The sequence below is a fragment of the Micromonospora sp. WMMD964 genome, from assembly GCF_029581455.1.
Taxonomy (GTDB): Bacteria; Actinomycetota; Actinomycetes; order Mycobacteriales; family Micromonosporaceae; genus Micromonospora.
The window spans coordinates 4,106,025-4,129,100 of record NZ_CP120860.1 but is presented as its reverse complement, the minus strand read 5'-3'; the positions used below and the strand labels follow the sequence as shown (position 1 = coordinate 4,129,100).

Annotated in this window: 27 protein-coding genes; 8 read left to right on the top strand and 19 right to left on the bottom strand. The window is 72.8% G+C overall.

Annotated elements, in window-relative coordinates:
- Positions 1-40: 40 nt before the first annotated feature.
- From O7616_RS18880 to O7616_RS18860, 5 genes are all read right to left on the bottom strand, one after another.
- On the bottom strand, positions 41-460 hold the full coding sequence (locus tag O7616_RS18880) for a protein-tyrosine phosphatase family protein (protein WP_282303217.1): 420 nt from the start codon (positions 458-460) through the stop codon (positions 41-43).
- 794 nt (positions 461-1,254) lie between these two features.
- On the bottom strand, positions 1,255-1,815 hold the full coding sequence (locus O7616_RS18875) for a hypothetical protein (protein WP_282303216.1): 561 nt from the start codon (positions 1,813-1,815) through the stop codon (positions 1,255-1,257).
- A 708-nt stretch (positions 1,816-2,523) separates the two neighbouring features.
- Positions 2,524-3,168: a response regulator transcription factor gene (locus O7616_RS18870; RefSeq protein ID WP_282303215.1), complete on the bottom strand. Its 645-nt coding sequence runs from the start codon at positions 3,166-3,168 to the stop codon at positions 2,524-2,526.
- Positions 3,159-4,316, bottom strand: a complete 1,158-nt coding sequence (locus O7616_RS18865) for a histidine kinase (protein WP_282303214.1) — start codon at positions 4,314-4,316, stop codon at positions 3,159-3,161. The genes O7616_RS18870 and O7616_RS18865 overlap by 10 nt, the downstream gene beginning before the upstream one ends.
- A gap of 95 nt (positions 4,317-4,411) precedes the next feature.
- Positions 4,412-5,194, bottom strand: a complete 783-nt coding sequence (locus O7616_RS18860; protein ID WP_282260017.1) for a DedA family protein — start codon at positions 5,192-5,194, stop codon at positions 4,412-4,414.
- An 82-nt stretch (positions 5,195-5,276) separates the two neighbouring features.
- On the opposite strand from O7616_RS18860, the gene O7616_RS18855 reads away from it, so the two are divergent.
- The 3 genes from O7616_RS18855 to O7616_RS18845 are packed head-to-tail and all read left to right on the top strand — an operon-like array spanning position 5,277 to position 6,985.
- Positions 5,277-5,975 (top strand): carbon-nitrogen hydrolase family protein, encoded by a 699-nt coding sequence (locus O7616_RS18855; RefSeq protein ID WP_282303213.1) that lies wholly within the window; start codon positions 5,277-5,279, stop codon positions 5,973-5,975.
- 18 nt (positions 5,976-5,993) lie between these two features.
- The gene (locus tag O7616_RS18850) at positions 5,994-6,434 is read left to right on the top strand and encodes a VOC family protein (RefSeq protein ID WP_282303212.1); all 441 of its coding nucleotides are present in this window, start codon (positions 5,994-5,996) and stop codon (positions 6,432-6,434) included.
- Positions 6,435-6,478: 44 nt separating this feature from the next.
- On the top strand, positions 6,479-6,985 hold the full coding sequence (locus O7616_RS18845; RefSeq protein WP_282303211.1) for a DinB family protein: 507 nt from the start codon (positions 6,479-6,481) through the stop codon (positions 6,983-6,985).
- 10 nt (positions 6,986-6,995) lie between these two features.
- Here O7616_RS18845 and O7616_RS18840 read toward each other — a convergent pair whose 3' ends face one another.
- The 7 genes from O7616_RS18840 to O7616_RS18810 form a co-directional block, all read right to left on the bottom strand.
- Positions 6,996-7,871, bottom strand: a complete 876-nt coding sequence (locus O7616_RS18840; RefSeq protein WP_282303210.1) for an alpha/beta hydrolase — start codon at positions 7,869-7,871, stop codon at positions 6,996-6,998.
- 89 nt (positions 7,872-7,960) lie between these two features.
- On the bottom strand, positions 7,961-8,602 hold the full coding sequence (locus tag O7616_RS18835; protein WP_282260026.1) for a histidine phosphatase family protein: 642 nt from the start codon (positions 8,600-8,602) through the stop codon (positions 7,961-7,963).
- Between the two features lie 33 nt (positions 8,603-8,635).
- Positions 8,636-10,090, bottom strand: a complete 1,455-nt coding sequence (locus tag O7616_RS18830) for a serine/threonine-protein kinase (protein ID WP_282303209.1) — start codon at positions 10,088-10,090, stop codon at positions 8,636-8,638.
- Positions 10,091-10,188: 98 nt separating this feature from the next.
- Entirely contained in the window at positions 10,189-10,392 is a 204-nt protein-coding gene (locus tag O7616_RS18825; RefSeq protein WP_282303208.1) for a hypothetical protein, read from the bottom strand.
- 2 nt (positions 10,393-10,394) lie between these two features.
- Positions 10,395-11,459 (bottom strand): LacI family DNA-binding transcriptional regulator, encoded by a 1,065-nt coding sequence (locus tag O7616_RS18820; protein WP_282303207.1) that lies wholly within the window; start codon positions 11,457-11,459, stop codon positions 10,395-10,397.
- Positions 11,460-11,576: 117 nt separating this feature from the next.
- Positions 11,577-12,464, bottom strand: coding sequence for a helix-turn-helix transcriptional regulator (locus tag O7616_RS18815; protein ID WP_282303206.1), 888 nt, complete (start codon positions 12,462-12,464; stop codon positions 11,577-11,579).
- Positions 12,465-12,604: 140 nt separating this feature from the next.
- Positions 12,605-12,844, bottom strand: a complete 240-nt coding sequence (locus tag O7616_RS18810) for a DUF397 domain-containing protein (protein ID WP_074309213.1) — start codon at positions 12,842-12,844, stop codon at positions 12,605-12,607.
- A gap of 262 nt (positions 12,845-13,106) precedes the next feature.
- Between O7616_RS18810 and O7616_RS18805 the strand changes: the two genes are divergently transcribed.
- Positions 13,107-13,748, top strand: coding sequence for a GGDEF domain-containing protein (locus O7616_RS18805; protein WP_282260035.1), 642 nt, complete (start codon positions 13,107-13,109; stop codon positions 13,746-13,748).
- Here the strand turns inward: O7616_RS18805 and rox are convergent.
- Together rox and O7616_RS18795 are read right to left on the bottom strand one after the other, a co-directional pair.
- Positions 13,713-15,185 (bottom strand): rifampin monooxygenase, encoded by a 1,473-nt coding sequence (gene rox / locus O7616_RS18800; protein ID WP_282303205.1) that lies wholly within the window; start codon positions 15,183-15,185, stop codon positions 13,713-13,715. The two genes, O7616_RS18805 and rox, sit on opposite strands and share 36 nt — an antisense overlap.
- Before the next feature lie 181 nt (positions 15,186-15,366).
- Positions 15,367-16,383, bottom strand: coding sequence for an aminoglycoside phosphotransferase family protein (locus O7616_RS18795; RefSeq protein ID WP_282303204.1), 1,017 nt, complete (start codon positions 16,381-16,383; stop codon positions 15,367-15,369).
- Positions 16,384-16,504: 121 nt separating this feature from the next.
- On the opposite strand from O7616_RS18795, the gene O7616_RS18790 reads away from it, so the two are divergent.
- Positions 16,505-17,155 carry an NAD(P)H-dependent oxidoreductase gene (locus O7616_RS18790; protein ID WP_282303203.1) on the top strand — a complete coding sequence of 217 codons (651 nt, stop codon included), beginning with the start codon at positions 16,505-16,507 and terminating at the stop codon, positions 17,153-17,155.
- A 27-nt stretch (positions 17,156-17,182) separates the two neighbouring features.
- Here the strand turns inward: O7616_RS18790 and O7616_RS18785 are convergent, their stop codons facing one another.
- On the bottom strand, positions 17,183-17,674 hold the full coding sequence (locus tag O7616_RS18785; protein ID WP_088989909.1) for a type II toxin-antitoxin system PemK/MazF family toxin: 492 nt from the start codon (positions 17,672-17,674) through the stop codon (positions 17,183-17,185).
- Between the two features lie 50 nt (positions 17,675-17,724).
- On the opposite strand from O7616_RS18785, the gene O7616_RS18780 reads away from it, so the two are divergent.
- Positions 17,725-18,240, top strand: a complete 516-nt coding sequence (locus O7616_RS18780; RefSeq protein ID WP_282303202.1) for an NUDIX domain-containing protein — start codon at positions 17,725-17,727, stop codon at positions 18,238-18,240.
- Positions 18,241-18,266: 26 nt separating this feature from the next.
- Positions 18,267-19,502, top strand: a complete 1,236-nt coding sequence (locus O7616_RS18775) for a hypothetical protein (protein WP_282303201.1) — start codon at positions 18,267-18,269, stop codon at positions 19,500-19,502.
- On the opposite strand, the gene O7616_RS18770 is transcribed toward O7616_RS18775, so the two are convergent.
- On the bottom strand, positions 19,503-20,267 hold the full coding sequence (locus tag O7616_RS18770; RefSeq protein WP_282303200.1) for an SDR family oxidoreductase: 765 nt from the start codon (positions 20,265-20,267) through the stop codon (positions 19,503-19,505). It abuts the gene before it with no gap.
- A 71-nt stretch (positions 20,268-20,338) separates the two neighbouring features.
- Between O7616_RS18770 and O7616_RS18765 the strand changes: the two genes are divergently transcribed.
- The gene (locus O7616_RS18765; RefSeq protein ID WP_282303199.1) at positions 20,339-20,968 is read left to right on the top strand and encodes a helix-turn-helix domain-containing protein; all 630 of its coding nucleotides are present in this window, start codon (positions 20,339-20,341) and stop codon (positions 20,966-20,968) included.
- Between the two features lie 10 nt (positions 20,969-20,978).
- On the opposite strand, the gene O7616_RS18760 is transcribed toward O7616_RS18765, so the two are convergent.
- The 3 genes from O7616_RS18760 to O7616_RS18750 all read right to left on the bottom strand — a co-directional run bounded on the left by O7616_RS18760 (position 20,979) and on the right by O7616_RS18750 (position 23,058).
- Complete coding sequence (locus O7616_RS18760; RefSeq protein ID WP_282303198.1) at positions 20,979-22,127, bottom strand: FUSC family protein; 1,149 nt, start codon at positions 22,125-22,127, stop codon at positions 20,979-20,981.
- A 76-nt stretch (positions 22,128-22,203) separates the two neighbouring features.
- Positions 22,204-22,617: a DUF2267 domain-containing protein gene (locus O7616_RS18755; RefSeq protein WP_282303197.1), complete on the bottom strand. Its 414-nt coding sequence runs from the start codon at positions 22,615-22,617 to the stop codon at positions 22,204-22,206.
- Positions 22,618-22,659: 42 nt separating this feature from the next.
- Positions 22,660-23,058 (bottom strand): NUDIX domain-containing protein, encoded by a 399-nt coding sequence (locus tag O7616_RS18750; protein ID WP_282303196.1) that lies wholly within the window; start codon positions 23,056-23,058, stop codon positions 22,660-22,662.
- Between the last annotated feature and the right edge of the window lie 18 nt (positions 23,059-23,076).

Here is a 23,076-nt window from a genome sequence, read left to right as displayed (position 1 = left end):
CTCTCCGGGCTGCGCGCGCAGCCTGGGTTTGGTTCGCTGCTCAGGCGACGCGGCGCAGCCAACGCCGCTGCCAGGGGGTCTCGACCGCTTTCGGGTGGTAGCCGGACCGCACCCACGGCACCGCCCGCTCGACCGGCAGACCGTCCAGGATCGCCAACGCGGCGAGGGCCGTTCCGGTACGACCCACCCCACCCCGGCAGGCCACCTCGACGCGTTCACCGTCGTGCGCCCGCCGCAGCGCCTCCCGCAGGGCATCGAGGGCGTCGGCGCGATCCAGCGGAACCCAGAAGTCGGGCCACCGGATCCGCCGATGCGGCCAGGCCGGCACCGGACCAGGGGCCAACAGCACGGCGAAGTCGGCCGGCGAGGTCTCGGCAGCGACACGGCGCCCGCGCACCGTGACCCCACTGGGGAGGACGAGCACGCCCGACTGCTCGGACCACGGCTGCGCGTCTGTCATCCGGACATTGTGCCGCCGCCCTCTGCGCACAGACAGCGCCGCCCCCGGCCTTGTGGGCCGGGGGCGGCGCTGGTGTCGGTGTGCAGGTCGCCTCTCGGCGAGTGGCACGACGCGGCTCCAGCCGAACGGTATTCCGCGAGGGCGATATAGGTGAGGCCCGGGGACACTGAGTCACACCGACACCCTCCACAACCAACCCCACCCCGACCTTGTTCCCGGCATCGCACCCCCGCCACGACCCGCCGCCGAACCCGTCAGGCGATCCGCTAGGCGGACGGCCCGGGGACGAAAGGCCAGGGCCGTGGGCCAGGCCAGGGCCGTGGGCCAGGCCAGGGCCGTGGGCCAGGCCAGGGCCGTGGGCCAGGCCAGGGGCGTCAGCCGGAGCGGGGGCGGGCCGGGGCACACGGTCCGGGGAGCACGCCCGTAGACCGAACCAAGTCCATGGGACCGGACCAAAACCAGATCCGCAGGCGAGGTCCATGCGCCCGGCGGGGTCCGCAGGCCGGGCCAGGTCCGTGGGCCGGGGGCCGGGGCCGAGGGCGGCCCGGGGGCCGAGGGCGGCCCGGGGGCCGAGAGCCGAAGGCGGCCCGGGCGCCGAAGGCGGCCCAAGTCGGTCCACGAATCGCGAGATCTTGGACAGTTTCCGTTCCGCGCGAACGGAAACTGTCCAAGATCTCGCGGGCGAACGCCAGCCGCAGTGGCGGCGGGCGTCGCCGCGCGGCGGATACACCGCTGGCCGGCACCCCGGGTGTGGGTGCCGGCCAGCGGTTCGTGTCCTGCGATGGTGCGGTGGGTCAGCTGTTCCAGTACTGGGCGACCAGGTCGGTGGCCTGCTGCTCCCACTGGGCGTACGCGTCCGGGTAGGCGGAGACCTGCACGGTCTGCGCGGCCTCGGTCAGCGGCATGTCCTGCCACCCGTCAACCTGCTTCAGGCCCTTCAAGAACGCGGTCGTCGAGTAGGCGGGGTCGGTGATCTGCTCCGGGGTACCCCAACCGCTGGACGGTCGCTGCTGGAACAGGCCCAGCGAGTCGTGGTCGTTGGCGTCGCCGAGGTGACCCAGGTTCTCCAACTTCGACTCCTGCAGGCTCGTCGCGATCGAGATCACCGCAGCCCGCTCGGGCAGGCCGGCCTTCTTCGTCGCGGCGATGATCGCCTTCACGTTCGCGGTCTGCTCGCCGTTGAGGGTGATGCGCGACTGCTCACCCTGCGGCTTCGGCGCACCCGACTGCACGGCAGTCGCAACCGGCTTGGCATCCACCGGGTCGGCGTGGGCGGCGACCGGACCGGCGAACACACCACCGGCGAACGCCAGACCAGCAACGGACAGCACACTCTTACGCATGATCGTGTTCATGGGGGAAGCTCCTTCGGGGGTAAGGACACCCGCCGAGATCGCGCGGGTGTGAGCACCTCGTCCGGCGCTGCAGTAATACGGGGGAAGTCTGCGATTCGGTGACCTACAAGCGAGGGCTTGTCGCACCGGGGTCGGCGGCCTACGAGCGGAGGGCTCGCGGCGCCGGGACCGGGTGTAACGACCCGCGGGGCGGGGTCATTCCCGGAGGCGACCCATCCGGCGACACCCGGTGAAGCGGGGTGCCGGTCAGGCCGGGGTCCGTGTGTAACGACCCAGCGGGCCGGGTCATTCCCGGCGTCGGACCATCGGCTGACACCCGGTGAAGCGGGGTGCCGGTCGAGCCGGGGTCCGGGTGTAACGATCTGCGGACCGGGGTCATTCCGGGGCCGGCCGGTCGAGCCAGCGGCCGTGGTCCTGCGATCGTCCGAGTATGTAACGACCCCCGCCCGGCCGTCATTCCGGCCCACGAGTGCAGCCGACCACAGTCCGATACCAGACAACTCGCCCATTCGGACCGGACATCGAGGGTTCGATACCCAAACCGGGCGGTAATCCACGCCACCGACGTACGCATGGCGCACAGTCCGCGTACGCAGGCTTGATCCACTCGACTTCGGCGAAGTTGGGGTGTCCTGGGTGACGGATACCGCCGTTTCGCCGAAGTCGAGTGGATCAAGGCGGAGCGGCTACGTCGCAGAGGTAAGGACGTCAGGTGCCCAGATATCGCAGGACGGCGAGGATTCGTCGGCTGTAGCCGGCCGTGTGAGCGAGGTCGAGTTTGTCGAAGATGGCGTTGACGTGCTTCTCGACCGCACTCTGCGACACGTGCAGCCGCTGGGCGATGGCGAGGTTCGTGTGGCCCTGCGCCATCTCGTGCAGCACGTCCCGTTCGCGTGGCGTGAGCCGACCGAGCGGGTCGGGCCGCTCCGAGCCGGCCACCACCTGACGGATCACCTCCGGGTCGAGGGCGGTGCCTCCGGCGGCGACCCGGTCGAGGGCGTCGAGGAAGTCGTCCACCTGCGCGACGCGGTCCTTGAGCAGGTAGCCGACCCCTTCGGGGCGGTCGGCGAGCAGCCGGCCCGCGTACCGCCGCTCCACGTACTGGGAGAGCACCAGGACGCCGGTGTCGGGCCACCGTCGGCGGATCTCCAGGGCGGCCCGCAGTCCGTCATCGGTGTGGGTGGGCGGCATCCGGACGTCGGTGACGACCACGTCGGGACGGACTCGTCCGACCGCCTCGACGAGTTCGTCGGCGGTCCCGACACCGGCGAGCACCTCGTGGTCCTCCTCGGCGAGGAGCCGCGTCAGGCCCTCCCGGAGCAGCGTCGAGTCTTCGGCGAGGACTAGCCGCACGGCAGCTCCGCCTGCACGATCGTCGGACCGCCGGCCGGGCTGGTCACCTGAAATCGGCCGTCCAGGGCGGCGACCCGCCGGGCCAGCCCGGACAGGCCGCGCCCGGCTGGTTCCGCCCCGCCGACACCGTCGTCGTGCACGCGCATCCGGACCCACCCATCCTGTGCCTCGATGTCGACGGTGACCAGGTTAGCGGCGGCGTGTTTCGCGGCGTTGGTGAGCGCCTCGCAGGCCACGAAGTAGAGCACCGTCTCGATCTGCCGTTCGGGGCGCACCGGCAGCTCGCACCGGATGCGCACCGGCACCTCCGACCCTCGGGCGACGATCGCCAGCACCTCCCCCAGATCGTTGCTGTCCAGTGCCGACGGGTAGACCCGCCATGCCACCTCGCGTAACTCCTGGACGGCCCGCTGTACGTCCTCGTGTGCCTGCACGATCAGCGCGTGCGTACGGTCGGCGTCGCGGGCACGGCGGGCCCGGCCGAGCAGCATGCCGAGGGCGACCAGGCGTTGCTGGAGGCCGTCGTGCAGGTCGCGTTCGATGCGCTGTCGTTCGGCGTCGACAGCGGCGATGACCCCGGCCCGGCTGGTGGTGAGCTCCTGGACCCGCCGCGTCAGCTCCGCTCGACCATCCGGGCCGAGCAGTCGCCGAGCCAACCGGACGTCCAGCGCCGCGATGCTGGCGAGGGCTTGGACGTTGAGCAGCAGCAGGACCGCCCCCACTCCGATCTGGGCCAGGGCGTCGAGGAGGTCCAGCTCTCCGCGTACGGCGGCGCGCAGTACGATCCCGGCCAGCACCACGCCGATGGCCAGCACGGCGTACGCCAGCACGCCGAGCGTGCCGGGTAGCAGTCGGGCGGCCAGGTAGCCGAGCTGCCGTCGGGTCGCCACATCGTTCGCCGCGGGCAGCTCTTCCGCAGCGAGCAGCCCGCTCAGGCGGCGACGTTCCAGGTGCACCAGCCGCGTCGCGTACCTCCTGGTCAGGGCAGCGCCCCGACGGCGGCCCGCAGGCGTGACCGCGCCCAGGCTGAACGCGGCGACGAGGGCGAGGAAGGCGAACCCGACACCGGCCGTCGCGATTCCGGCGGCGACGCCGACCGGCAGCCGGAGCCGGTGCCACCACCTGCCGGGTCGCCGCTCCCCCACCATCTCGTCCACCTTTCGCGCCGAGCCCTGACGCACCGGTCGGCGGCACCGGGTGCCGCGTCAGGTGAGGCAGAGCGGAGGGAACCGGATCGGGCCGGTCAGCGCTCGTCCGAGGCCCACGAGCCGCTTCGGTAGAGGGTGCCGCGACCGGCCGGGTCGGGCACACCGTTCAGGTCGCTCTGCTCGGGAGCGGCCGGTTCGGGGTTGCGGGCGGCGCGGCGGGCGCGCAGCACACGCGACCCGACGAACCAGGCGGCCGCCGCCGCGCAGACGACGATCACCACCTTCTGGAGCATTCCGGCGTAGCCCTCGACCAGATGCCAATTGTCGCCGAGGAAATAGCCGGCGAGCACGAACGTGGTGTTCCAGATCAGGCTGCCCAGCGTGGTGTAGATCAGGAACGTGGCGACAGGCATCCGCTCCACCCCGGCCGGAATGGAGATCAGGCTCCGGAAGATCGGGATCATCCGGCCGAAGAAGACGGCCTTCACGCCGTGCCGGATGAACCACGCCTCGGTCCGGTCCACGTCGGCGAGCTTCACCAACGGCAGCCGGGCCGCGATGGCGCGCATCCGGTCGCGCCCCAGCGACGCGCCGATCAGGTAGAGCGCGAGCGCGCCCACGACCGAGCCCAGCGTGGTCCAGAAGATCGCACCGACCAGACTCATCCGTCCCTGCGCGGCGACGAACCCGGCCAGCGGCAGGATCACCTCACTCGGGATCGGCGGAAAGAGGTTCTCCAGCGCCACCGCCAGGCCGGCACCGGGGCCGCCGAGCCGTTCCACCAGGTCGGTGACGTAACCGACGATCCCGCCCTGCGGCGGTTCCGCTGCGGCGGTGGGGGTTCCGGTGGCGAGCACGACGTGGGACGTTCGAATCATGCCCCCACGGTACGAAGCGATCCTGAGAGTCGACCATGAGGACGACCGCCCGACCGCACGAGTCGACCACATCGGTAAGGGTGTGGAAAACCGCACCCCGTTGCGGCTCGCGGCGGCGCAGCCGGCGTGCGTACCCCTGGATGTCGGAGAGAACGCGCTGGCGCACGCCGCCGCAGTCCGCGCGGCGCGCGCCCGGGTGGTGGTCTTCCCGGAGCTGTCGCTGACGGGGTACGAGTTGGACGCGCCGGTCGTGTCGGTCGACGACCCGCGGTTGACGCCGCTGGTCGAGGCGTGCGCGGAGACGGGCGCGTTGGCTCTGGCCGGTGCGCCGGTCGCGGGCGACCACATCGCGACGCTGGGGGTGACCGGGAGCGGGGTGACCGTGGCGTACCGGAAGATGTGGTTGGGCGGCGCGGAGTCCCGCCGTTTCCGACCGGGCGACGCCCCGGCGGTGCTCGATGTGGACGGTTGGCGGGTGGGGTTGGCGATCTGCAAGGACACCGGGGTCGCCGCGCACGCGGCGCGGACCGCGGCGCTCGGGATCGACGTGTACGCGGCGGGCGTCGTTGAGGCCGCGCGCGACGCCGCCGTGGTGGACGAGCGGGCGCAGCGGATCACCGCCGCGCACCGGGTCTGGGTGGCGGTGGCGAGCTTCGCCGGGTCGACCGGTGGCGGGTACACCGAGGCGGCGGGGCGGTCGGGGGTCTGGACACCGCAGGGCGAGGTGTACGCCCGCGCGGGAGTCGAGCCGGGCGAGTCGGTCAGCGTCCGCCTCGACTGATCGCATTACGGTCAGACCATGAACACCGTCCCCTCCCGACTGTCAGTGGTCACGCTGGGAGCACGCGACATCGGCACGCTACGGTCGTTCTACCGGTCGCTGGGGTGGCCTGAGGTGCCGGCCAGTGACGACGGGTGGTCGGCCTTCCTGCTCGGTGGCGTCCTGCTCGCGCTCTACCCGCTGCCGGAGCTGGCCGCCGAGGCGGCGCCCGGCGTGCCCGCCCCGGCCGGTGGCTGGTCGGGCGTCACCCTGGCCTGCAACCTCGACAGCCGCGAGGAGGTCGACACGGCTTTCGCCGCGGCCGTCGCGGCGGGCGCGACGGTGGTGGCGGAGCCGACCGACCGGCCCTGGGGTGGGCGCTCCGGTTACCTCGCCGACCCGGAGGGCAACCGCTGGGAGATCGCCTGGGCGGGCACGGCCCGCTTCGACGAGCGCGGTGCACTCCTCTCCTTCGGCTGAATAAGGTGTTTGCAAGCCGACGATGACCTTGGAATGCTTCGCGGATGACTTCCTTGCCGGGGACCTTCGCACCCGATGTCATCGCCTTGCCGGAGCAGGCGCAGTTCGAGGCGTTCATCGACGAGCACCGCCGGGCGCTCGACGGCTACCTGGACGGGCTGACCGAGGAGCAGGTACGCCGGTCGTTGGTGCCGTCCCGGACCACCCTGCTGGGTCTGGTGAAGCACGCCACCTTCGTGGAGAAGGTCTGGTTCGACGAGGCCGTCACGTGCCGCTCACGCGCCGAGATCGGCATCCCACCCACGCCGGGCGACTCGTTCCTCCTCGACGACAACGACACCATCGCCGGCGTCCGGCAGGCACACCAGGAGGCGTGCGAGGCGTCCCGCCGGGCCACGGCCACCCTGGGCCTGGACGACCTCCTGCGGGGCCACCGCAGTGGCCCGCAGCCGCTGCGCTGGGTGTACCTGCACGTGCTGCGCGAGCTGGCCCAGCACTGCGGGCACGCCGAGATCCTGCGGGAGCAGATCCTGAGCGAGCAGCGCGGGTGACCCAGCCCGGTCAGCCGGCGTCCAGCACCTCCCGCAGCCGGGCCGCGAACTCCTCGGGCTTGCCCGCGTAGCCGAACTCGCCGCCGAGGAAGCCGCCGTGGTGACTGGGGAACACCACCGCCTCCTGACCGAGCACCGCCGCCAAGCCATGGGCCGTTCGCGCGGTGTACGTCCCCGCCGACTCCTCCCCCACCGCGATCACGATCCGGGTCGGCGCGGCGGCGAGCAGTCCCGCGTCCGGCCGGTAGTCGGTGACCGCCCACGAGTTCTTCGACAGCAACGGGTCGTCGCGGGTGCCGTCGTCGTCGGTCGACAGGCCGAACATCGCCGGGTCGGGCGTGGGCTGGGCGAAGTACGCGTCGGTGAACTCGCCCTGCCAGGACGTCATCGCGATGAACGCGGCCATGCCGGCGCCGGTCCCCTTCGCCTGGTACGCGTCGTAGAACCCGGCGCGGGCCCGCTCTGCGGCGTGGGCGTCGGGGAGCACTGCGTTGATCGGGGGTTCGTGCGCCACCAGCGTGCCGACGTCACCGGGGTACGTCGCGACGAGTTCGAGTGCCGTCACCGCGCCGCCGCTACTGGCGAACACGTCGACCGGGCCGGCACCGAGGGCCTCGACCAGCAGGTGCAGGTCGGCCGCCTGCTGCTGCGGCGTGTGGTCGATCCGGCCGTCCGTGCGGACGCTGCGGCCGAGGCCACGCGGGTCGTAGGTGACGACGGTACGGTCCGTGAAGTGCGGCGCGAGCGCGCTGAAGCCCTCCGCCGTCATCGGCTGACCGATCATCAGCAGCACGGGGCGTCCGCCGGTCGGGGGCAGCGGACCGCGGACGTCGTAGGCCAGGTCGGCACCGGGTACGGCGAGGGTGTGCGTCTGCATCGTCGTCATCCTGCGAGACTACGACCGGCGGGAGCAGGCGGACGGCCACGCCGTGCCGGCGACGGCGAGCAGGTGGCCGTCGGTCGTCGACGAACGGGTCACGCTCGGGCCCACCCGCCGGTGTCGGCGAAGCGGCGGAGCGTCCAACGGGCCGGCGGCCAGCCGCCCGGATCGTGGTCGGTGGTCCACTCGGTGATCGAGGCCGGGGGCACGTCCAGGTCGAACGCCCGGAAGACCGGCTGCGCGGCGAGCGCGTGGAACGCACCCTCGACGGTCTCGCTGTGACCGACCAGGACCACTGTGGAACCCCGGTGCCGATCGGCGATCTCCATGATCGCCCGGCTGACGCGCATCACCAGCTCGGCCCAGCTCTCGTTGCCCTCCTCGAACGGCCGGAACACACCCCCGCCGGGCACCGCGTGTTCGGTGCGGAAGCGGGCGGCCGGCAGGCCGTCGGCGTACGGGGGTGTGTGCCAGGTGCACAGGCCACAGTCGGCCACCGGCCGGACGCCGAACGCGGTGGCGATGGGTTGCGCTGTCTCGACGGCCCGCCGCAGCACGGACGAGTAGACCGCCACGGGTCGGTCGGCGGCGACCTCGCCGGTGAGCCGCTTGGCGAGGTCGTCGGCCTGCTCGTGGCCGAGGGGGGTGAGGCCCCGGCATCCACGTGGTCCGCCCACGATTCCTTCGAGCTGGTGGAGCGACTCGCCGTGTCGCACGAAGATCAGACGTGTCCGCATCGGGACATCATGCCAGCGGCATAGACGCAGGTATCAGTCGTCCGTACGGCCGGTGACAATGCTGCTGGTCCGTGCGAGCAGATCGTCGAGCTGGTCGCCCGTCCGCGCTGACAACCGGTCGCGCTCCACCAACTCGGCGATGTGTTCCCGCAGCTCGGCGACACGCTTGGCCCGGTCCCGGGTGTGGCGGTTCAGGTCGGCGAGTTCGTCGCGCAGGTCTTCGGCGGTCTTGCGGTCGACGTCACCACGGGCCAGCGCGCCGGCGAGGACGGCGGCGAACTCGCCGGTCACCTCGCGGAGGCTGACCGGCACCTGCTGCCCGGCGGTCGGGGGCGCGGTGCTGGCGGCCGGTGACGGCGAGGGCGGCGGTTTCGGTGTCGGCGACTGCGTCGTGGGTCGGGGTGCCGGGGCGGAGGCCGACGGCGCGCCGGCGACGTCGGCCCGGTCGGGTGTGCCCGAGGTGCCCAGCCGGCCCTGGGTGATCAGGGCACCGACACCGACGAGCACGGCGAGGCCGGCCGCGACCAGCACGGCGACGGGCCGGCGCGACCGGCTGCGGGACGGCACGGCGGCGACCGGGGCGGGGCGGGCGGCCGAGCGGTCGATCAGGGTGGGCGGGTGGGCGGCCGGCAGGACGCGCAGCAGCTCGGTGGGCGGCTCGACCGGCTGGCCCGCACCGAAGCGGCGGGCCAGGTGGGCGGCGCTGGGCCGGTCGGCCGGGTTCGCGGCCAGGCAGGCGAGCGTCAGGTCGGCGAGGTCGGCGGGGAGACCGGGCACCCGCAGCGGCGGCACGACAGTGCCGCGCCGGTGCACCTCCAGGGCGTCCTCCCAGCTCTGCACGGGCAGGGGGGCCTGACCGGTGAGGGTGCGGTAGAGCAGCGCGCCGAGGGCGTACACGTCGCTGGCCGGGTCGGGCGGGCCGGCTCTGAGCCGTTCCGGGGCGAAGTAGGCGGGGGTGCCCATCAGTGGTTCGCCGGACTGGCCGTCGAGCCCGCCGAGCGCGGCGATGCCGAAGTCGAGCACCTTGGCGCCGGTGTCGGTGAGCATGACGTTGCCGGGCTTGACGTCGCGGTGCACGACGCCGATGCGGTGTGCGGCGGCGAGCGCGGCGGCGATCTGACCGGCCACCCGGACCGCCTCCGGCCAGGGAAGCGGGCCGTTGCGGAGCCGGTCGGCGAGATTGTGGCCCTCGACCAGCTCCATCACCAGGTACGGGACGACGGCACCGTCGGCCAGGGTGGCCTCGGCGTAGTCGTACACCTGGGTGACGTGGGGGTGGGTGAGCCGCGCGGCCGCGCGGGCCTCGCGTTGGATGGTGGCCCGCAGGTGCGGGTCGGTGGCGAACTGCCCGGCGAGGACCTTGATCGCGACCGGTCGGCCGAGCACGTCGTCGTCGGCCCGCCACACCTCGGACATGCCGCCGAGGCCGATCCGCTCGTGCAGTACGTAGCGGTCGTGCAGACGGAGGGTGGGCGTGAAAGGCGACATGGCTTCACCAGTCTGCCTGGCCGAGCCCTTCTCGACCACCCTCCGTGTCGGGACACACACTGTTCGTCCCGTGCGTGCCGGAATGAGTTTCCTGCGGGTCAGGAGCAGCGCGGGTTGGCGGGCAGCGGTCGCGGCTGGATGCGGTCGGCGAGCCGGCGCAGGGCCACCGCGGCGGCCTGCCGGGTCGGGTCGAGTGGAGCCCGGCGGACCCGTTCGGTCTGGACCGGGGCGTCCGGCCGGGCCGAGTTGACGTGTCGGTTCATCGCGTCGAGGGCGGTGAGGTATCCGGTGGGCAGTTCCATGGTCAACTCCTCGGGACGGGTCCGGTGGAGTCCCGGACGACGAGTGCGGTGGGCAGCAACACATGACCGGCCGACGCGTCCGCGGGCGGGTCGAGCAGCAGCCGGGCGGCGATGCGGCCCTTCTCCTCGGCGGGCTGCCGGACGGTGGTGAGCCCGGCTGCGGCGGCCTCGGGGACGTCGTCGAAGCCGGTCACCGAGACGGGTGGGCGGTCACCGGCCGGCCGAGCGGCCAGGGCGTCCAGCACGCCGAGGGCGAGGACGTCGGAGCCGGCCAGCACGGCGGTCGGGGGTTCGGGTCGGTCGAACAGCCCGGCGACGGCCGCGACGGCCGCCTGCCGACTGTTGCCCGGCGCGCTGAGCACTGTCAGCTCGGCCCAGCCGACGCCGACCTCGGCGAACGCGTCCGCGAACCCGGTGAGCCGACCCCGGGTGGTGGGGTGCGGAACCTGCTCCACCCCGGCCACTGTGAGAGGGCCGGCCGGGGCGTCCGGCAGCACGGAGTCGGCGAGCAGCGCCACGCGGCGGTGACCGAGGCCCGCCACGTGCGCGGCGACGCTGTGCGCGGCCGCCCGCTCGTCGATGCCGACGTAGCGCTCGTCGGGCCCGGCGTCGTCGCGGGGGGCCGTGCTGACGAACGGCAGCCCGCGGTCCCGGATCACGTCCAGCGCCCACTCCTCGTCGGCGACGCAGTAGACGCAGAATCCGTCGACGGCGGCGTTCTCCACCGCCCGCCGGGCGTCGGTGACCGCCGCGGGCAGCGGCACCAGCAGCATGCTGGTGCCGTGCCGCTCGGCGGCCTCGCCGACACCGGCGAGGAAGCGGACGGCGAACGGGTCGGTGAACGCGTACGACAGGTGCGAGGTGAACAGCACACCGATCGACCCGACGAAACCGCGGCGCAGGGACCGCGCGGTGGGGTTGGGGCCGGGGTAGCCGAGTTGGCGTGCGGCGTCCAGGATCCGCTTGCGCAGGGTGGCGGAGAGCTGGTCGGGGCGACTGTACGCATTGGAAACGGTGCTGCGGGAGACCCCGACGGCGTCGGCCACGGCCTGCAGTGTCGGCTTCACTGGAACCCCTCTGTATCGATCCAGTCTGTATCGATCCAGAGACTAGCCCGACTGGCTGGCGTCGGTCAATACGATGCTTCGGACGCCGCCCTGCGGGGCGGTCACCGACCCGAGCGGTCAGGCCGGGTAGAGATCGTCCAGGATCCGGCGGAGGATGTCCGGGGTGCGCTCCGGCGGCTCGGCCTCGACGCAGAGCCGCTCCATGGCCACCGCGTAGTAATCCAGGTCGTCACGCTTGTCGAGGTAGAGAGCGCTGGTGAGCTGTTCGATGTAGACGATGTCGGGCAACTCCTGGTCACCGAAGCGCAGGATGGTGAAGGCGCCCCCGGCTGCGGCGTGCCCACCGGCGGCGAACGGGATGACCTGGAGCCGGATGTTCGGCGACTTGGTCGCCTCGATCAGCGCGGTGAGCTGGCCGCGCATCACCGCGGGCCCACCGATCGGGCGGCGCAGGGCCGCCTCGTCCACCACGGCCCAGAGCTGCGGCGGATTATCCCGGTGGAGCAACTGCTGCCGCTGCATCCGCAGGGCGACACGTCGGTCGATCTCGGCCGCGCCGGCCGCGCCGTGCCCGAGCAGCACGACCGCCCTGGCGTAGTCCCCGGTCTGCAACAGGCCGGGCACGAACTGCACCTCGTAGCTGCGGATCAACGCGGCAGCGGCCTCCAGCCCCAGGTACGACTGGAACCAGGTGGGCAGCACGTCGCCGTAGCGGTGCCACCAGCCGGGGCTGTTGGCGTCCCGGGCGAGCTTCAGCAGCGCCTCGCGCTCGTGTTCCTCGGTGACGCCGTAGAGGGTCAACAGGTCGGAGACGTCGCGCTCCTTGAAGCCGACCCGACCCAGCTCCATCCGACTGATCTTCGATTCGGAGGAGCGGATCTCCCAGCCGGCGCCCTCACGGGTCACCCCGCTGGTCTCCCGCAGGCGACGCAACTGGGCGCCGAGCAGCATGCGCAGCACGGTCGGCCCGGTCGTCGGGCCACCCTCGGCGGGAACCATCGTCACGTGCGGACCTCCGGACACCGACCCACGCGGTCGGGTACCTGGCCCGGCCGACGTGTAAGCATGCCATGGACCGACAGTGAGGTGAACTCCTCCGCGCCGGTGAATAAGTCCCGTCGCCGGGACGACCCCACCCGGGACGGTCAGTTGATCAGGTGGTCGAAGTCCCCGTCCCGCGCGCCGAGCACGAAGGCGGCGATCTCGTCCACTGTGTAGATCAGTGCCGGCCCCTCCGGGTGCCGTGAGTTGCGAACCGCGATGCCCGCTCCCCCGGGCAGTTCGGCGAGTTCGACGCAGTTGCCGCTGGGGTTGCTGCGGCGGCTCTTCTGCCAGCTCAGCGGGGGCAACTGATGGATCGGTACGCCATTGGGTGGCTGCTGCATGGAGGCGTCTTTCTGCTCACGAGCCCGCCGGTGGCCGTGGGAGGAGCGGTGACGGCGAGGGGTGCGGTATCGACATCGGACGGTTCTGCACGTGCATCTGCTATTGCATCTGCACCGGACGGCGAGCATGATAACGCACATGATCGGTGTGCATCCGTTCACGTTGAGTCACCCCACAGGGGCAACCATCAGGTAAAACTGGCCCGACGCGGCGCTCCGCGTCGGCCGAGCGTTGGAGGCGGTCGCGGCGATGGGAGGGTTCGTGCCGGATCCGATGAGTGTCGCCTCCGGCATCTGCGCGGCCGGCGCGCTTCTCTCCTCCTGGCAACTTCGCCGGCGGGCGGTGCGGGCCGAGGCCGAGATCGAGCACCTGCAGGCCGAGCTCGCCGCCGAACGCCACGCCGCCAGCCACGACCCCCTCACCGGCCTGCCGAACCGACGCGCCTTCTACCGCCTCGCGGCCGCCCTGCTCACCGACGCGGCCGGCCAGCCGCTGATCGCCGTGGTGCTCGACCTCGACGACTTCAAACAGATCAACGACCGGTACGGGCACGCCGCAGGCGACCAGGTGCTGATCAGTGTGGCCGAACGACTCGCCGGCTTCGCCGGTGACAATCTCGTCGCCCGCCTCGGCGGGGACGAGTTCGCCGGCCTGCTCGCCAGCCCGACCGTCGACCGGCGCTGGATCGAGCACTCCACCCGTCGCCTCGCCGAGACCGTCGCCGCGCCGATCCGGCTCAGCGGATGCAGCGTCCGGGTCACCGCCTCCGTCGGGCTCGCCCCGGTGACCGGTCCGGCCCAGCTCACCGAGGCGCTCAGCCGCGCCGACGCCGCCATGTACCAGGCGAAGAGCCTCGGTGGCGCCCGGTCACCCCGGCAACTGGTCGACAGCGCCGAGCGCTGACGGGTCGCCCTCGACGGGTGCGCCGAACCACCTGGGCAACGTGCCGCGCAGGTCCGCCTGATCGTCGCCCACCCACGCCACGTGGCCGTCCGGCCGCAGCAGTACGGCGGGCACCGCCAGTTCGTCGCTCACGTCGACGATGTGGTCGACCCGGTCCGCCCAACCGGCGACGGAGAGCCGGCCGGTCTGGTCGAGTAGCAGACCACGGCCACCCCGCATCAGCTCGTAGAGGCGACCGTTGTGCTTCAGCCGTACGTCGCGCAGGTGCCGGCCGAGCAGCTCGTGGCCCGCGCCGAGGTCGTACCGGACGCCGATGGCGGTGATCTTCTCGATCAGGAACCGGTTGACCTCCTCGAAGTCCAGCAGCTCCGACATCAGGTGACGCACCGCCCGGGGGCCCGGCTCCGGCGACAGCAGCACCATCTGCGCACGCGTGTTGGTGAGCACGTCGGCGGCCACCGGATGCCGCTCGGTGTGGTAGCTGTCCAGCAGCCCTTCCGGCGCCCAGCCGTTCACCTCGGCGGCCAGTTTCCAGCCGAGGTTGAACGCGTCCTGGATGCCGAGGTTGAGCCCCTGCCCACCGGTCGGCGGGTGGACGTGCGCGGCGTCACCGGCCAACAGCACCCGGCCGGTCCGGTACCGCTCGGCCAACCGGGTGGCGTCGCCGAAGCGGGACAGCCAGCGCGGCGAGTGCACGCCGAAGTCGGTGCCCGCGTACACCCGGAGTTGGGTCTTGAACTCCTCGATGGTCGGCGGGACCGAGCGGTCCTCGGCCATCCCCTCGGCCGGGACGAGGACGCGGTACACCCCGTCGCCGAGTGGCCCCAGACCGAATCGCAGGTGGGTCCGGCGGACCTCGGCCACCACGTCGGCCACCGTCTGCGGCGCGACCCCCACCTCCATCTCGCCGAGCAGCGACTCGACCTGGCTGGGCTCGCCGGGAAAGCCGACGCCGAGCAGTTTGCGGACGGTGCTGCGACCACCGTCGCAGCCGACGAGGTACCGGGAGCGCACCCGCGTGCCGTCGGCGAGTTCCGCCGTCACCCCGTGCTCGTCCTGGCTGAGGCCGACCAGTTCGCAGCCCCGCCGGATCTCGACGCCGACCTCGCCGGCGTGCTCGGCCAGCAGGCGGTCGGTGGTGGTCTGCGGAATGCCGAGGACGTACGCGTGTGCGGTGTCCAGCCCGCCCGGCGACGGCTTGGGGATGGCGGCGAAGAAGCCACCCACCGGGTGCTGCTGTCCGAGCGCGAGGAACCGCTCCAGCAGACCGCGCTGGTCCATCACCTCGATGCTGCGCGCGTGCAGGCCGAGCGAGCGGACGAACCGGGTCGGCTCGCTGTCCTTCTCCACCACGAGCACCCACACGCCGTGCAGCCGCAGCTCGGCGGCGAGCATCAGGCCGGTCGGTCCACCGCCGGCAATGATCACATCGATCATGGAATCCCCCGATTTTCCCAGCTTTGGGCGTCGACAGGAGATTCTGCGGCACACCCCGGGTCTTGCCGCAAGACCCGGGGTGCGCTATATGTTGGAGGTGGCAAGGAGCGCGTGACCTCCTTGCCGTTCGTGTTCTCCGGGCCGTTCGTGTTCTCCGGATGCGGACGGACGCGGTCCCCGCTCAGCTCCGCCGGTCGAGGTCGCGCAGCGCCGCATCGGCGAGAGTGACCAGACCGACGTCGGACACCAGCCCCCGCACGATCCGTGCCGCCCGCCCCCGGTCGGCCGTCTCGGCGTGCGGATCCAGCGCCTGGCGGGTCCAGTCGGAGAGGTCGTCCAGCGCGCGGACCGCGAGGAACCAGGCGAGACGGGCGCTGTCGAGGTCGACCGGCCCGTACCCGGCGAGGGCGGCCTCCTGCTGGGAGGCGCTGACCGGGGCGAACGCCAGCACGCCACCGACCACGAACATCAGGTCACACTCGGGCGGCGCGAGCACCGCGTCGTCCCAGTCGATCAACCAGACCTGCCCGTCCGCGCCGAGCAGCAGGTTTCCCAGGTGCGGGTCACCGTGGCAGACCACGTCCGGGCCGGGGCCGATCCCCTGGTGGGAGGCGAGGCGTTCGACGTGCCGGGTCAGCGCGTCCACGCGGTCGGCCGCCGCGGACCACTGGCGGGCCAGCGCGGCGGCCAACGGCCCGGCCGGGTCGTCCGGGTCGCGCAGCCGCTCGGCCACCGCGCGGGTCGAGGCCACGATCGAGGGGTACGCCGCGCCGCCCGTCGGCAACAGCCGTCGCAACCGCTCGGTCACCGGCACCGCGTGCACGGCGGCCAGCACCTCGCCGTACGCGCGCCAGTGCGCGTCGGTCATCGGGCCGTCGAGGGCCCGCTGGTCGGAGACCCACGGCATCACCGAGAGGCGACACCCGTCGTGGTCGACGGACAGGCCACCGTCGCGGGTCCGCAGCGGGGCGGCGATCCCCGGCACCCCCTGGTCGGCCAGGTACGCCGTGACGACCAGACCGGCGGCGGTGCCGCCACCGCTCAGCTTGACCGCGTACCGGCCGCCGTCGACGGTGCGGGCCAGCCACAGGCGGGCGCGCTGGTCCGCACCGTGGGTCACCAGCTCCATCGCGGAGATCTCCAGGCCGAAGCCGGCCCGGACCTGCTCGGCGACCCGCCGCGGGACATCCTCGACCATGGGGTGACCATGCCACCGGCCGGGAGACCGGCCCAGCGCATTAATCGTGCGGAGGTGTCCCGGGGCGGTGTCCGGGTATGGGGAAACCGGAATCCTCACGCGACGGCCGAAGGGAATCGACGTGGCGAGCATCCGCGCCCTCGTACTCAACTGCACCCTCAAGCCGTCACCCGCACCGTCCAGCTCCGAGCAGCTCGCCCGGGAGGTGCTCGCCGAGTTGGCCGCGCAGGGCGTGGAGGGCGAGCTGGTCCGGGTCGTCGACCACGACGTGCGCTTCGGGGTGTCCACCGACGAGGGCGACGGCGACGGCTGGCCGTCGATCCGCGCCAAGCTGCTGGCGTCCCAGGTGCTCGTCATCGCCACGCCGATCTGGCTCGGTCAGCCGTCCAGCGTCTGCAAGATGGTCCTCGAACGGCTCGACGCCGAACTCTCCGAGACCGACGACGAGGGCCGACTGCTCACCTACGGCAAGGTGGCCGGTGTGGCGGTCGTCGGCAACGAGGACGGCGCGCACCACACGATCGGCCAGGTGCAGCAGGCGCTCAACGAGGTCGGGTTCACCCTCGCGGCGGCCGCCGCCACCTACTGGGTCGGCGAGGCACTGCACACCGTGGACTACCGCGACGCCGGCCCGAAGCCGGACACCACCGGCCGCACCACCAGGGCACTGGCGCTCAACAGCGCACACCTGGCCCGGCTGCTCGCCGAGCAGCCGTACCCGCCGCCGGACGCGCGCAGCGCCGCGGTCGGCCCGAGCCGCGAGCCGGCCTGACCGACGACCCGCTCGACAGCGATCCGGTCAGCGCCAGCCGTAACCGGCGCGCAGCGCCTGCCCGACCCGGTCGAACCGGGGCCGGTCCAACACGGCGCCCTCGCGGCGGATGCTGTCCTCGCGCATGGTGAGCACCCGGTCCAACCGAACCCAGCTCGGCCGGTTGTCCCGGTCCCACTCGCCCGGCCCGAGCGCGAACCAGTGCCGCTGCCCGTCGCGCTCACTCTGGCTGGACAGCATCAGCCCGAACAGCGTCCGGCTGTGCCGCCCGACGACCAGCACCGGCCGGTCCTTGCCCTGCCGGGGGTCGTCCTCGTACGGCACCCACGTCCAGACGATCTCGCCCGGGTCGGCCTGACCGTCGCGCTCCGGGGCGTAGGTCAGCTCCCGGCGCTGCAACGCGCTCACCTGACGGCGGCGGGCCACCTGGGCGGGGGCGGGCCCGCTGCGTCGGGGCGACGGGATCACCGCGCCGACCCGGGAGATGCGAGCCGCGACATTCCTCAACAGACCAGCCACGGCGGGCAGCCTACCCCCCGCCCGAGTGGGCGATGCGACAGACTGGCGCGATGAACGAGGTGCCCCACGACCTGCCGATCCTGGAACGACGCGCGGTGCGGGTGGTGGTCACCGACAGCATCGACCGGGTGCTGCTGTTCCACACCCGCGACCCCGATCATCCCCGGCTGGGCACCTGGTGGGAGCTGCCGGGCGGCGGCATGGACCCCGGGGAGACCTATCGCGACACCGCGGTGCGGGAGCTACGCGAGGAGACCGGGATCGTGGTCGCCGTCGACCAGGTCGGCCCGCCGACCTGGCGTCGGCGGGCGAGCTTCCTGCACCGGCAGGTGCGGCACGTGCAGGACGAGGTGGTCGTCGTCGTACGGCTGGCCGGTCCCGGTCCCGACGTGGACGAGGCGTACCGGCTCGACTACGAGCTGGAGGACTACTTCGACTTCCGCTGGTGGCCGCTGGACGAGGTGGCGGCCAGCACGCAACGGTTCTACCCCGGGCAACTGCCCCGGCTGATCACCTCCTTCCTCGCCGGTGCGGAGATCGACGAGCCGTTCGAGCTGTGGTCGTGAGCCGGGCCGCAGGGCACAGTGGGGGCATGACGACCGATCTGCACGGGCCGCTGTCCGCGTACGCCGCACGGCTGCACGCCTCGGCCGGCGACCGGCACCACGTCGCCTCCCCGCTCGGCGCGTGGCTGCTGCTCGCGGTCTGCGCCACGACGGCAGCCGACGGCGACCCGGCCGCCGAGGACCTGGCCCGTGCCCTGGGCACCGACCTGGCCGAGGCCGCCGAGGCCGCCCGCGCGCTGCTGGACGCGCCGCACCCGCTGGTCAGGTCCGCCACCGCGCTCTGGCAGAGGTCGGCGCGGGGCCACGTCGGGTCGACCGGGTGGCGGGCCGCGCTGCCCAGGAGCACCGAAGTCGGCGTACTGCCCGACCAGGCCGGGCTGGACGCCTGGGCACGCGAGCACACCGACGGTCTGATCGATACGTTTCCGTTGAAGGTCACCCCGGACGTGGTCTTCGCCCTCGCCAGCGCCCTGGCCACCCGGGTGTCCTGGGCGACCCCGTTCGACGTCGCCGACGCCCGCACGCTCGGCGGCCCGTGGGCGCGTCGGCTACGGCAGGCGCTGCGCAGCCCGAGCCACGGCCACCGGTGCGCCATCGTGTCGACCACGCGGGTCGGTGACGTCATCGTGCACGCCGCCCCGGCCCAGGCGACCGACGGCGCGGGGCTGGTGGTCCTCTCGGTGGCGGCCGCGGCGGACGTGCCGCCGGCCGAGGTGCTGGCCGTCGCGTACGACCTCGGTGCCGGCGCGGCTGACGGCGCGCGACCGGCCGGCGCCCGCTCGCTGTTCGACCTGCCGCTCGGCGACACTCCGCTCTGGACGGTGAGCGAGGAACGGGTGCGGACCCGGGCCCGCGACGGCCGCGAGGAGCGGCACCACGCCGTGCTGCCCTGCTGGTCGGCCCGCAGCGACCACGACCTGGCCGCCCCGACGCTCGGCTTCCCGGCCGCGACCGCGACGGTGGCGAAGGCGCTGGCCACACCCGTGTTCGGTTTCGAGGCGCGGCAGTCGGCGGTGGCCCGCTTCGACCGGTACGGCTTCGAGGCGGCGGCGGTGACCGGTGTGTTCGGCCTGGTCAGCCTGCCACCCGAGGGCGTCGCCCGCACCGCCGAGCTGCGCTTCGGTCACCCGTACGCGGTGGTGGCCGTCGCCACCGACACCCCGGCCGGCGGTGGCACCGGGCCGTGGCACGGGCTGCCGGTCTTCTCCGCCTGGATCAGCGAGCCGGACGACCTGGTCGAGGCCGACGCCGTCCAGCGGTGATCAGAGCCGCGGCCCGAGGAACAGGCCGCCACTCGCGTCGATGACCTGGCCGGTGATCCAACGCGCGGCGTCGGAGGCGAGGAACGCGACCACCTCGGCGACGTCGTCGGGTTCCCCCAACCGGTTGAGGGCGGTCGTCGCGGCGATGAGGTCGACCAGGCCCGGCGCCTCGAAGGCCGGTCCGTTGGTGGCCGTGCGGGTGGCACCGGGGGCGACCGCGTTGACGGTGATCCCCCGGACCCCGACCTGGTTGGCCAGGGTCATGCTCATCGTCTCGATCGCGCCCTTGGTCATGGCGAAGGAGGTCTGCGTGGCGTTGGCCATCCGGGTCGCCACCGACGAGATCGTGATGATGCGGCCACCGTCGCGCAGCAGTGACAGGGCGCGCTGGCTGATGAAGTACGGCGCGCGCACGTTCACCGCGAAGAGGTGGTCGAACTGCGCCCGCGTCGTGACGCCGAGCGGCCCGGCCGGCGCGGTGGCCGCGTTGTTGACGAGGATGTCGAGTGGACGCCCGGCCAGGGCGGTCTCCACTCCCGCGAAGAGGGTCTCGACGTCGTCGTCCACGCCCAGCTCCGCGCGTACGGCGAGCGCGGTTCCACCGGCGCGCTGAATCTCGTCGACCGTCGTCGTCGCGCCCTCCTCGTCGGTGCCGAAGTGGACGATGACCATCGCGCCGTTCGCCGCCAGGCGGATCGCGATCGCCCGCCCGATACCGCGCGACGCCCCGGTGACCAGAGCCGTCGTGCCGATCAGTTCACCCATGCCGACCACCTCACGCATCAGTTAGTCGCTACCAATCTGGTAGTGACTACCACTGAGGTAGTGTCTATCACATGCCCGACCAGCAGTCGACCCTGCGCGCTCAGCGCCGAGCCGAGACGCAACGCGCGATCCAGGCGCACGCCGTGCGGCTGTTCACCGAGCGCGGGTACGACGCCACCACCGTCAACGACGTCGCCGAGGCCGCGGGCGTCTCCCCCATGACCGTCTATCGGCACTTCCCCACCAAGGAAGACCTGGTCCTGATCGACCAGCACGGCCGACTCGTCGCCGACCGGATCGCCGCGTCACCCGCCACCCAGCCCCTGGTCCGCCGCATCGGCGGAGCGCTGATCGAATCGACCACGGCCCTGACCGGCGGCCGCGGTGGGAGCGACCTGTCGGTGAACGGGCGGTTCCTGCTCGCCCGACTCCGGCTCATGATCTCGACGCCGGCCCTGCGGGCCAAGCACCTGGACAACACCTACGCGCTCCAGCAGGCCATCGTCACCGCGCTCGGGGACGACGCCACCGACCCCGACGCCGCGTTCCACGCCCACGCGGCGGCGAGCGCCTGCCTGGCCGCCATGCACACGGCACTGGTGCGGTGGGCCGAGGACGACGGACGAAGCGAGCTGCCCGCCCTGGTCGCGAAAGCCCTCACCGCCGCCTTCGGCGACGACGCCCGGCCGGACCCTCGTTGACGCGCAGTGCTCACCCGCTCCTGTGGACGGAGGCTTCGCCGTCCTGCACCGCCGTACGTACCTCGTCGTTCGCCGACGTCGCGTCGGAGCCGATCGCACGGAGCAGGTCACTGGCGGCGGTACGCAGTTGGGTCACCACCGCGTCGCCGAACTCGTCGACGCCCTGGCCGCGGGCACGACCCGCCTGGTAGACGGCGTCGCGCACCGCCTGGCGGGTCCGCTCCGTCGGCCGCCCGGCGCGGTGCTCCCGGCGCAGCAACTCGACCGCGTCGGCGAGCCGCCCGACGCTGGTGGACAGGGCGGGGGGAATCCGCTCGCGGTACTGCAGAGCCATCGCCGACCGACGGGCGACGCCCCGGCTGTGTTCGATGACGCGTTCCACCTGCCGGCTCGCCCGCGCGAACCGTTCCACGTCCTGCCGCCGCAGCCACCGGGCGGGGGCGAGGCTGACCACCTCCTCGGCGCCGCTGAGCGCCTGGTGCATCCGATCCAGGGCGGGACCCATGTCGCGCAGGAGGTCCAGGGCGCGGACCGCCCGCTGCTGATCCCCGGTGGTCAGTGCACCGGCCACCTCCCGCAGTTGGCCGGCGAGCCGCTGGTAGATCGGCGCGGCGTCCCGGTCGAGGATCCGCATCGGGTTCAACGGCACCAGCAACGCGACAACCACGAGGCCCACCGCGCCGCCGACCAGCGCCTCGACGATCCGCGGCCATTCCAGGTCGTTCTGGGCCGGGGTGAGGGTCGCGAGCAGCACCGCCGTACCGCCGGCCTGGCCGACGGCCGCCCCGCTGCGCCCGAAGAGCACGAGCGTCGCGAGCACGGCACATCCGACGACGAATCCGGTCTGCCAGAACCCGGTGCCCAGGACGCTCAACAGGAGGTCGGTGGTGGCGATGCCGAGGCCGACGCCGAGCAGCAGTTCGATCGTGCGGTGCGCGCGTTGGCCGAGCGCGGCGACGATCGTGCCCACCGCGGCGGAGGGCGCGAAGACCGGCGCCGGGTTGTCCAGCAGGTCGTGCCCGATCGCCCAGGCCAGTGCCGCGGCGAGCCCGGCCTGCACCGAGATGACCAGGGCGGCCTCCAACTGGCTGAGCCGTACTCGGCCCGCCCGGCCACCGCGACTGCGGATCTGCGCGACAGCCGCCTTGACGCGTTCCACCGAGCACTCGTACCACGCCCCGGCTCCCGATCAGTCCGGGTTCACGTTGATCGCCGGCAGGGCCCACGCGAGTGGATCACACGGGACCTGGCCGGGGGCCACCGTCGTCGCGCGGCAGTCGCGCCACCATCTCGCGGAACTCCCGTACGGTCATCGCCTCCCGCAGGGTCGCGAAGACCGCTCCGGTTCCGGCCCGGGCGGCGGCCGGGTCCACCCCGGCACGCTGCTCCACCCGACGGAGGAACTCCGCCGGGCCGGCGTCCGACGACGGTGCGGCCCCGGCGCCGCCGTCGACCGGGGCCGGGCCGGTCAGATATCCGCCGACGTTGTTCGGGAGGTGGCCCACGAGGTCGTCGGGCGCGCCGCCGGTCACCCGTTCGGCCATCGTCTGGAGGACGGCGCGGGCGAGCGCGGCGGCCTGCTCGGTCGGCAGGCCGGACCGCCGGGACACCGCGTCGATGAAGTACGGAAAGCCGTCGCCGTCGGTCACGTCCGGGCGGTTACCCCCGGCCGGCGTCGACAAACTGCGCCCTCAGCGCAGCAGGTCCTCGGCCAGCAGGTGGTCGAAGATGATGTGGTCGACGGCGGAGGTGCGGTGCCGGTCGGCGTACCCGAGCCAGGCCATCTCGGCGATCTCGCTGGCCGGCTGCAACCGCCCCCGATATCCGGCCCGGTAGCAGGTCATCCGTACGGTGACGCCGGCCGCGTGGCCGTGCGCCGCAGCGGTGAAGACGCCCAGGTGTACGGCGGAGGGGACGTCGATCTCGACGCTCAACTCCTCACCGATCTCCCGACGCAGGGTCTCCAGGTCGGTCTCGCCCGGCTCGCGCTTGCCGCCCGGCAAGTACCACGCCTCCTTGCCCATCGAACGGGTGCTCAGCACCCGTCCGTCCTCGATGAGGATCCAGGCCACCTTGTCGATCTCGCCCACGATGTTCCTTCCGGCCGG

Bases quoted from the DNA above. Each gene is read 5' to 3' on its own strand.
- O7616_RS18880 (WP_282303217.1), bottom strand. From the start codon at position 460: ATGACAGACGCGCAGCCGTGGTCCGAGCAGTCGGGCGTGCTCGTCCTC.
- O7616_RS18840 (WP_282303210.1), bottom strand. From the start codon at position 7,871: ATGACGACGATGCAGACGCACACCCTCGCCGTACCCGGTGCCGACCTG.
- O7616_RS18860 (WP_282260017.1), bottom strand. From the start codon at position 5,194: ATGATTCGAACGTCCCACGTCGTGCTCGCCACCGGAACCCCCACCGCC.
- O7616_RS18850 (WP_282303212.1), top strand. From the start codon at position 5,994: ATGAACACCGTCCCCTCCCGACTGTCAGTGGTCACGCTGGGAGCACGC.
- O7616_RS18780 (WP_282303202.1), top strand. From the start codon at position 17,725: ATGAACGAGGTGCCCCACGACCTGCCGATCCTGGAACGACGCGCGGTG.
- O7616_RS18795 (WP_282303204.1), bottom strand. From the start codon at position 16,383: ATGGTCGAGGATGTCCCGCGGCGGGTCGCCGAGCAGGTCCGGGCCGGC.
- O7616_RS18875 (WP_282303216.1), bottom strand. From the start codon at position 1,815: ATGAACACGATCATGCGTAAGAGTGTGCTGTCCGTTGCTGGTCTGGCG.
- O7616_RS18845 (WP_282303211.1), top strand. From the start codon at position 6,479: ATGACTTCCTTGCCGGGGACCTTCGCACCCGATGTCATCGCCTTGCCG.
- O7616_RS18775 (WP_282303201.1), top strand. From the start codon at position 18,267: ATGACGACCGATCTGCACGGGCCGCTGTCCGCGTACGCCGCACGGCTG.
- O7616_RS18770 (WP_282303200.1), bottom strand. From the start codon at position 20,267: ATGGGTGAACTGATCGGCACGACGGCTCTGGTCACCGGGGCGTCGCGC.
- rox (WP_282303205.1), bottom strand. From the start codon at position 15,185: ATGATCGATGTGATCATTGCCGGCGGTGGACCGACCGGCCTGATGCTC.
- O7616_RS18765 (WP_282303199.1), top strand. From the start codon at position 20,339: ATGCCCGACCAGCAGTCGACCCTGCGCGCTCAGCGCCGAGCCGAGACG.
- O7616_RS18810 (WP_074309213.1), bottom strand. From the start codon at position 12,844: ATGCAGCAGCCACCCAATGGCGTACCGATCCATCAGTTGCCCCCGCTG.
- O7616_RS18830 (WP_282303209.1), bottom strand. From the start codon at position 10,090: ATGTCGCCTTTCACGCCCACCCTCCGTCTGCACGACCGCTACGTACTG.
- O7616_RS18825 (WP_282303208.1), bottom strand. From the start codon at position 10,392: ATGGAACTGCCCACCGGATACCTCACCGCCCTCGACGCGATGAACCGA.
- O7616_RS18835 (WP_282260026.1), bottom strand. From the start codon at position 8,602: ATGCGGACACGTCTGATCTTCGTGCGACACGGCGAGTCGCTCCACCAG.
- O7616_RS18865 (WP_282303214.1), bottom strand. From the start codon at position 4,316: ATGGTGGGGGAGCGGCGACCCGGCAGGTGGTGGCACCGGCTCCGGCTG.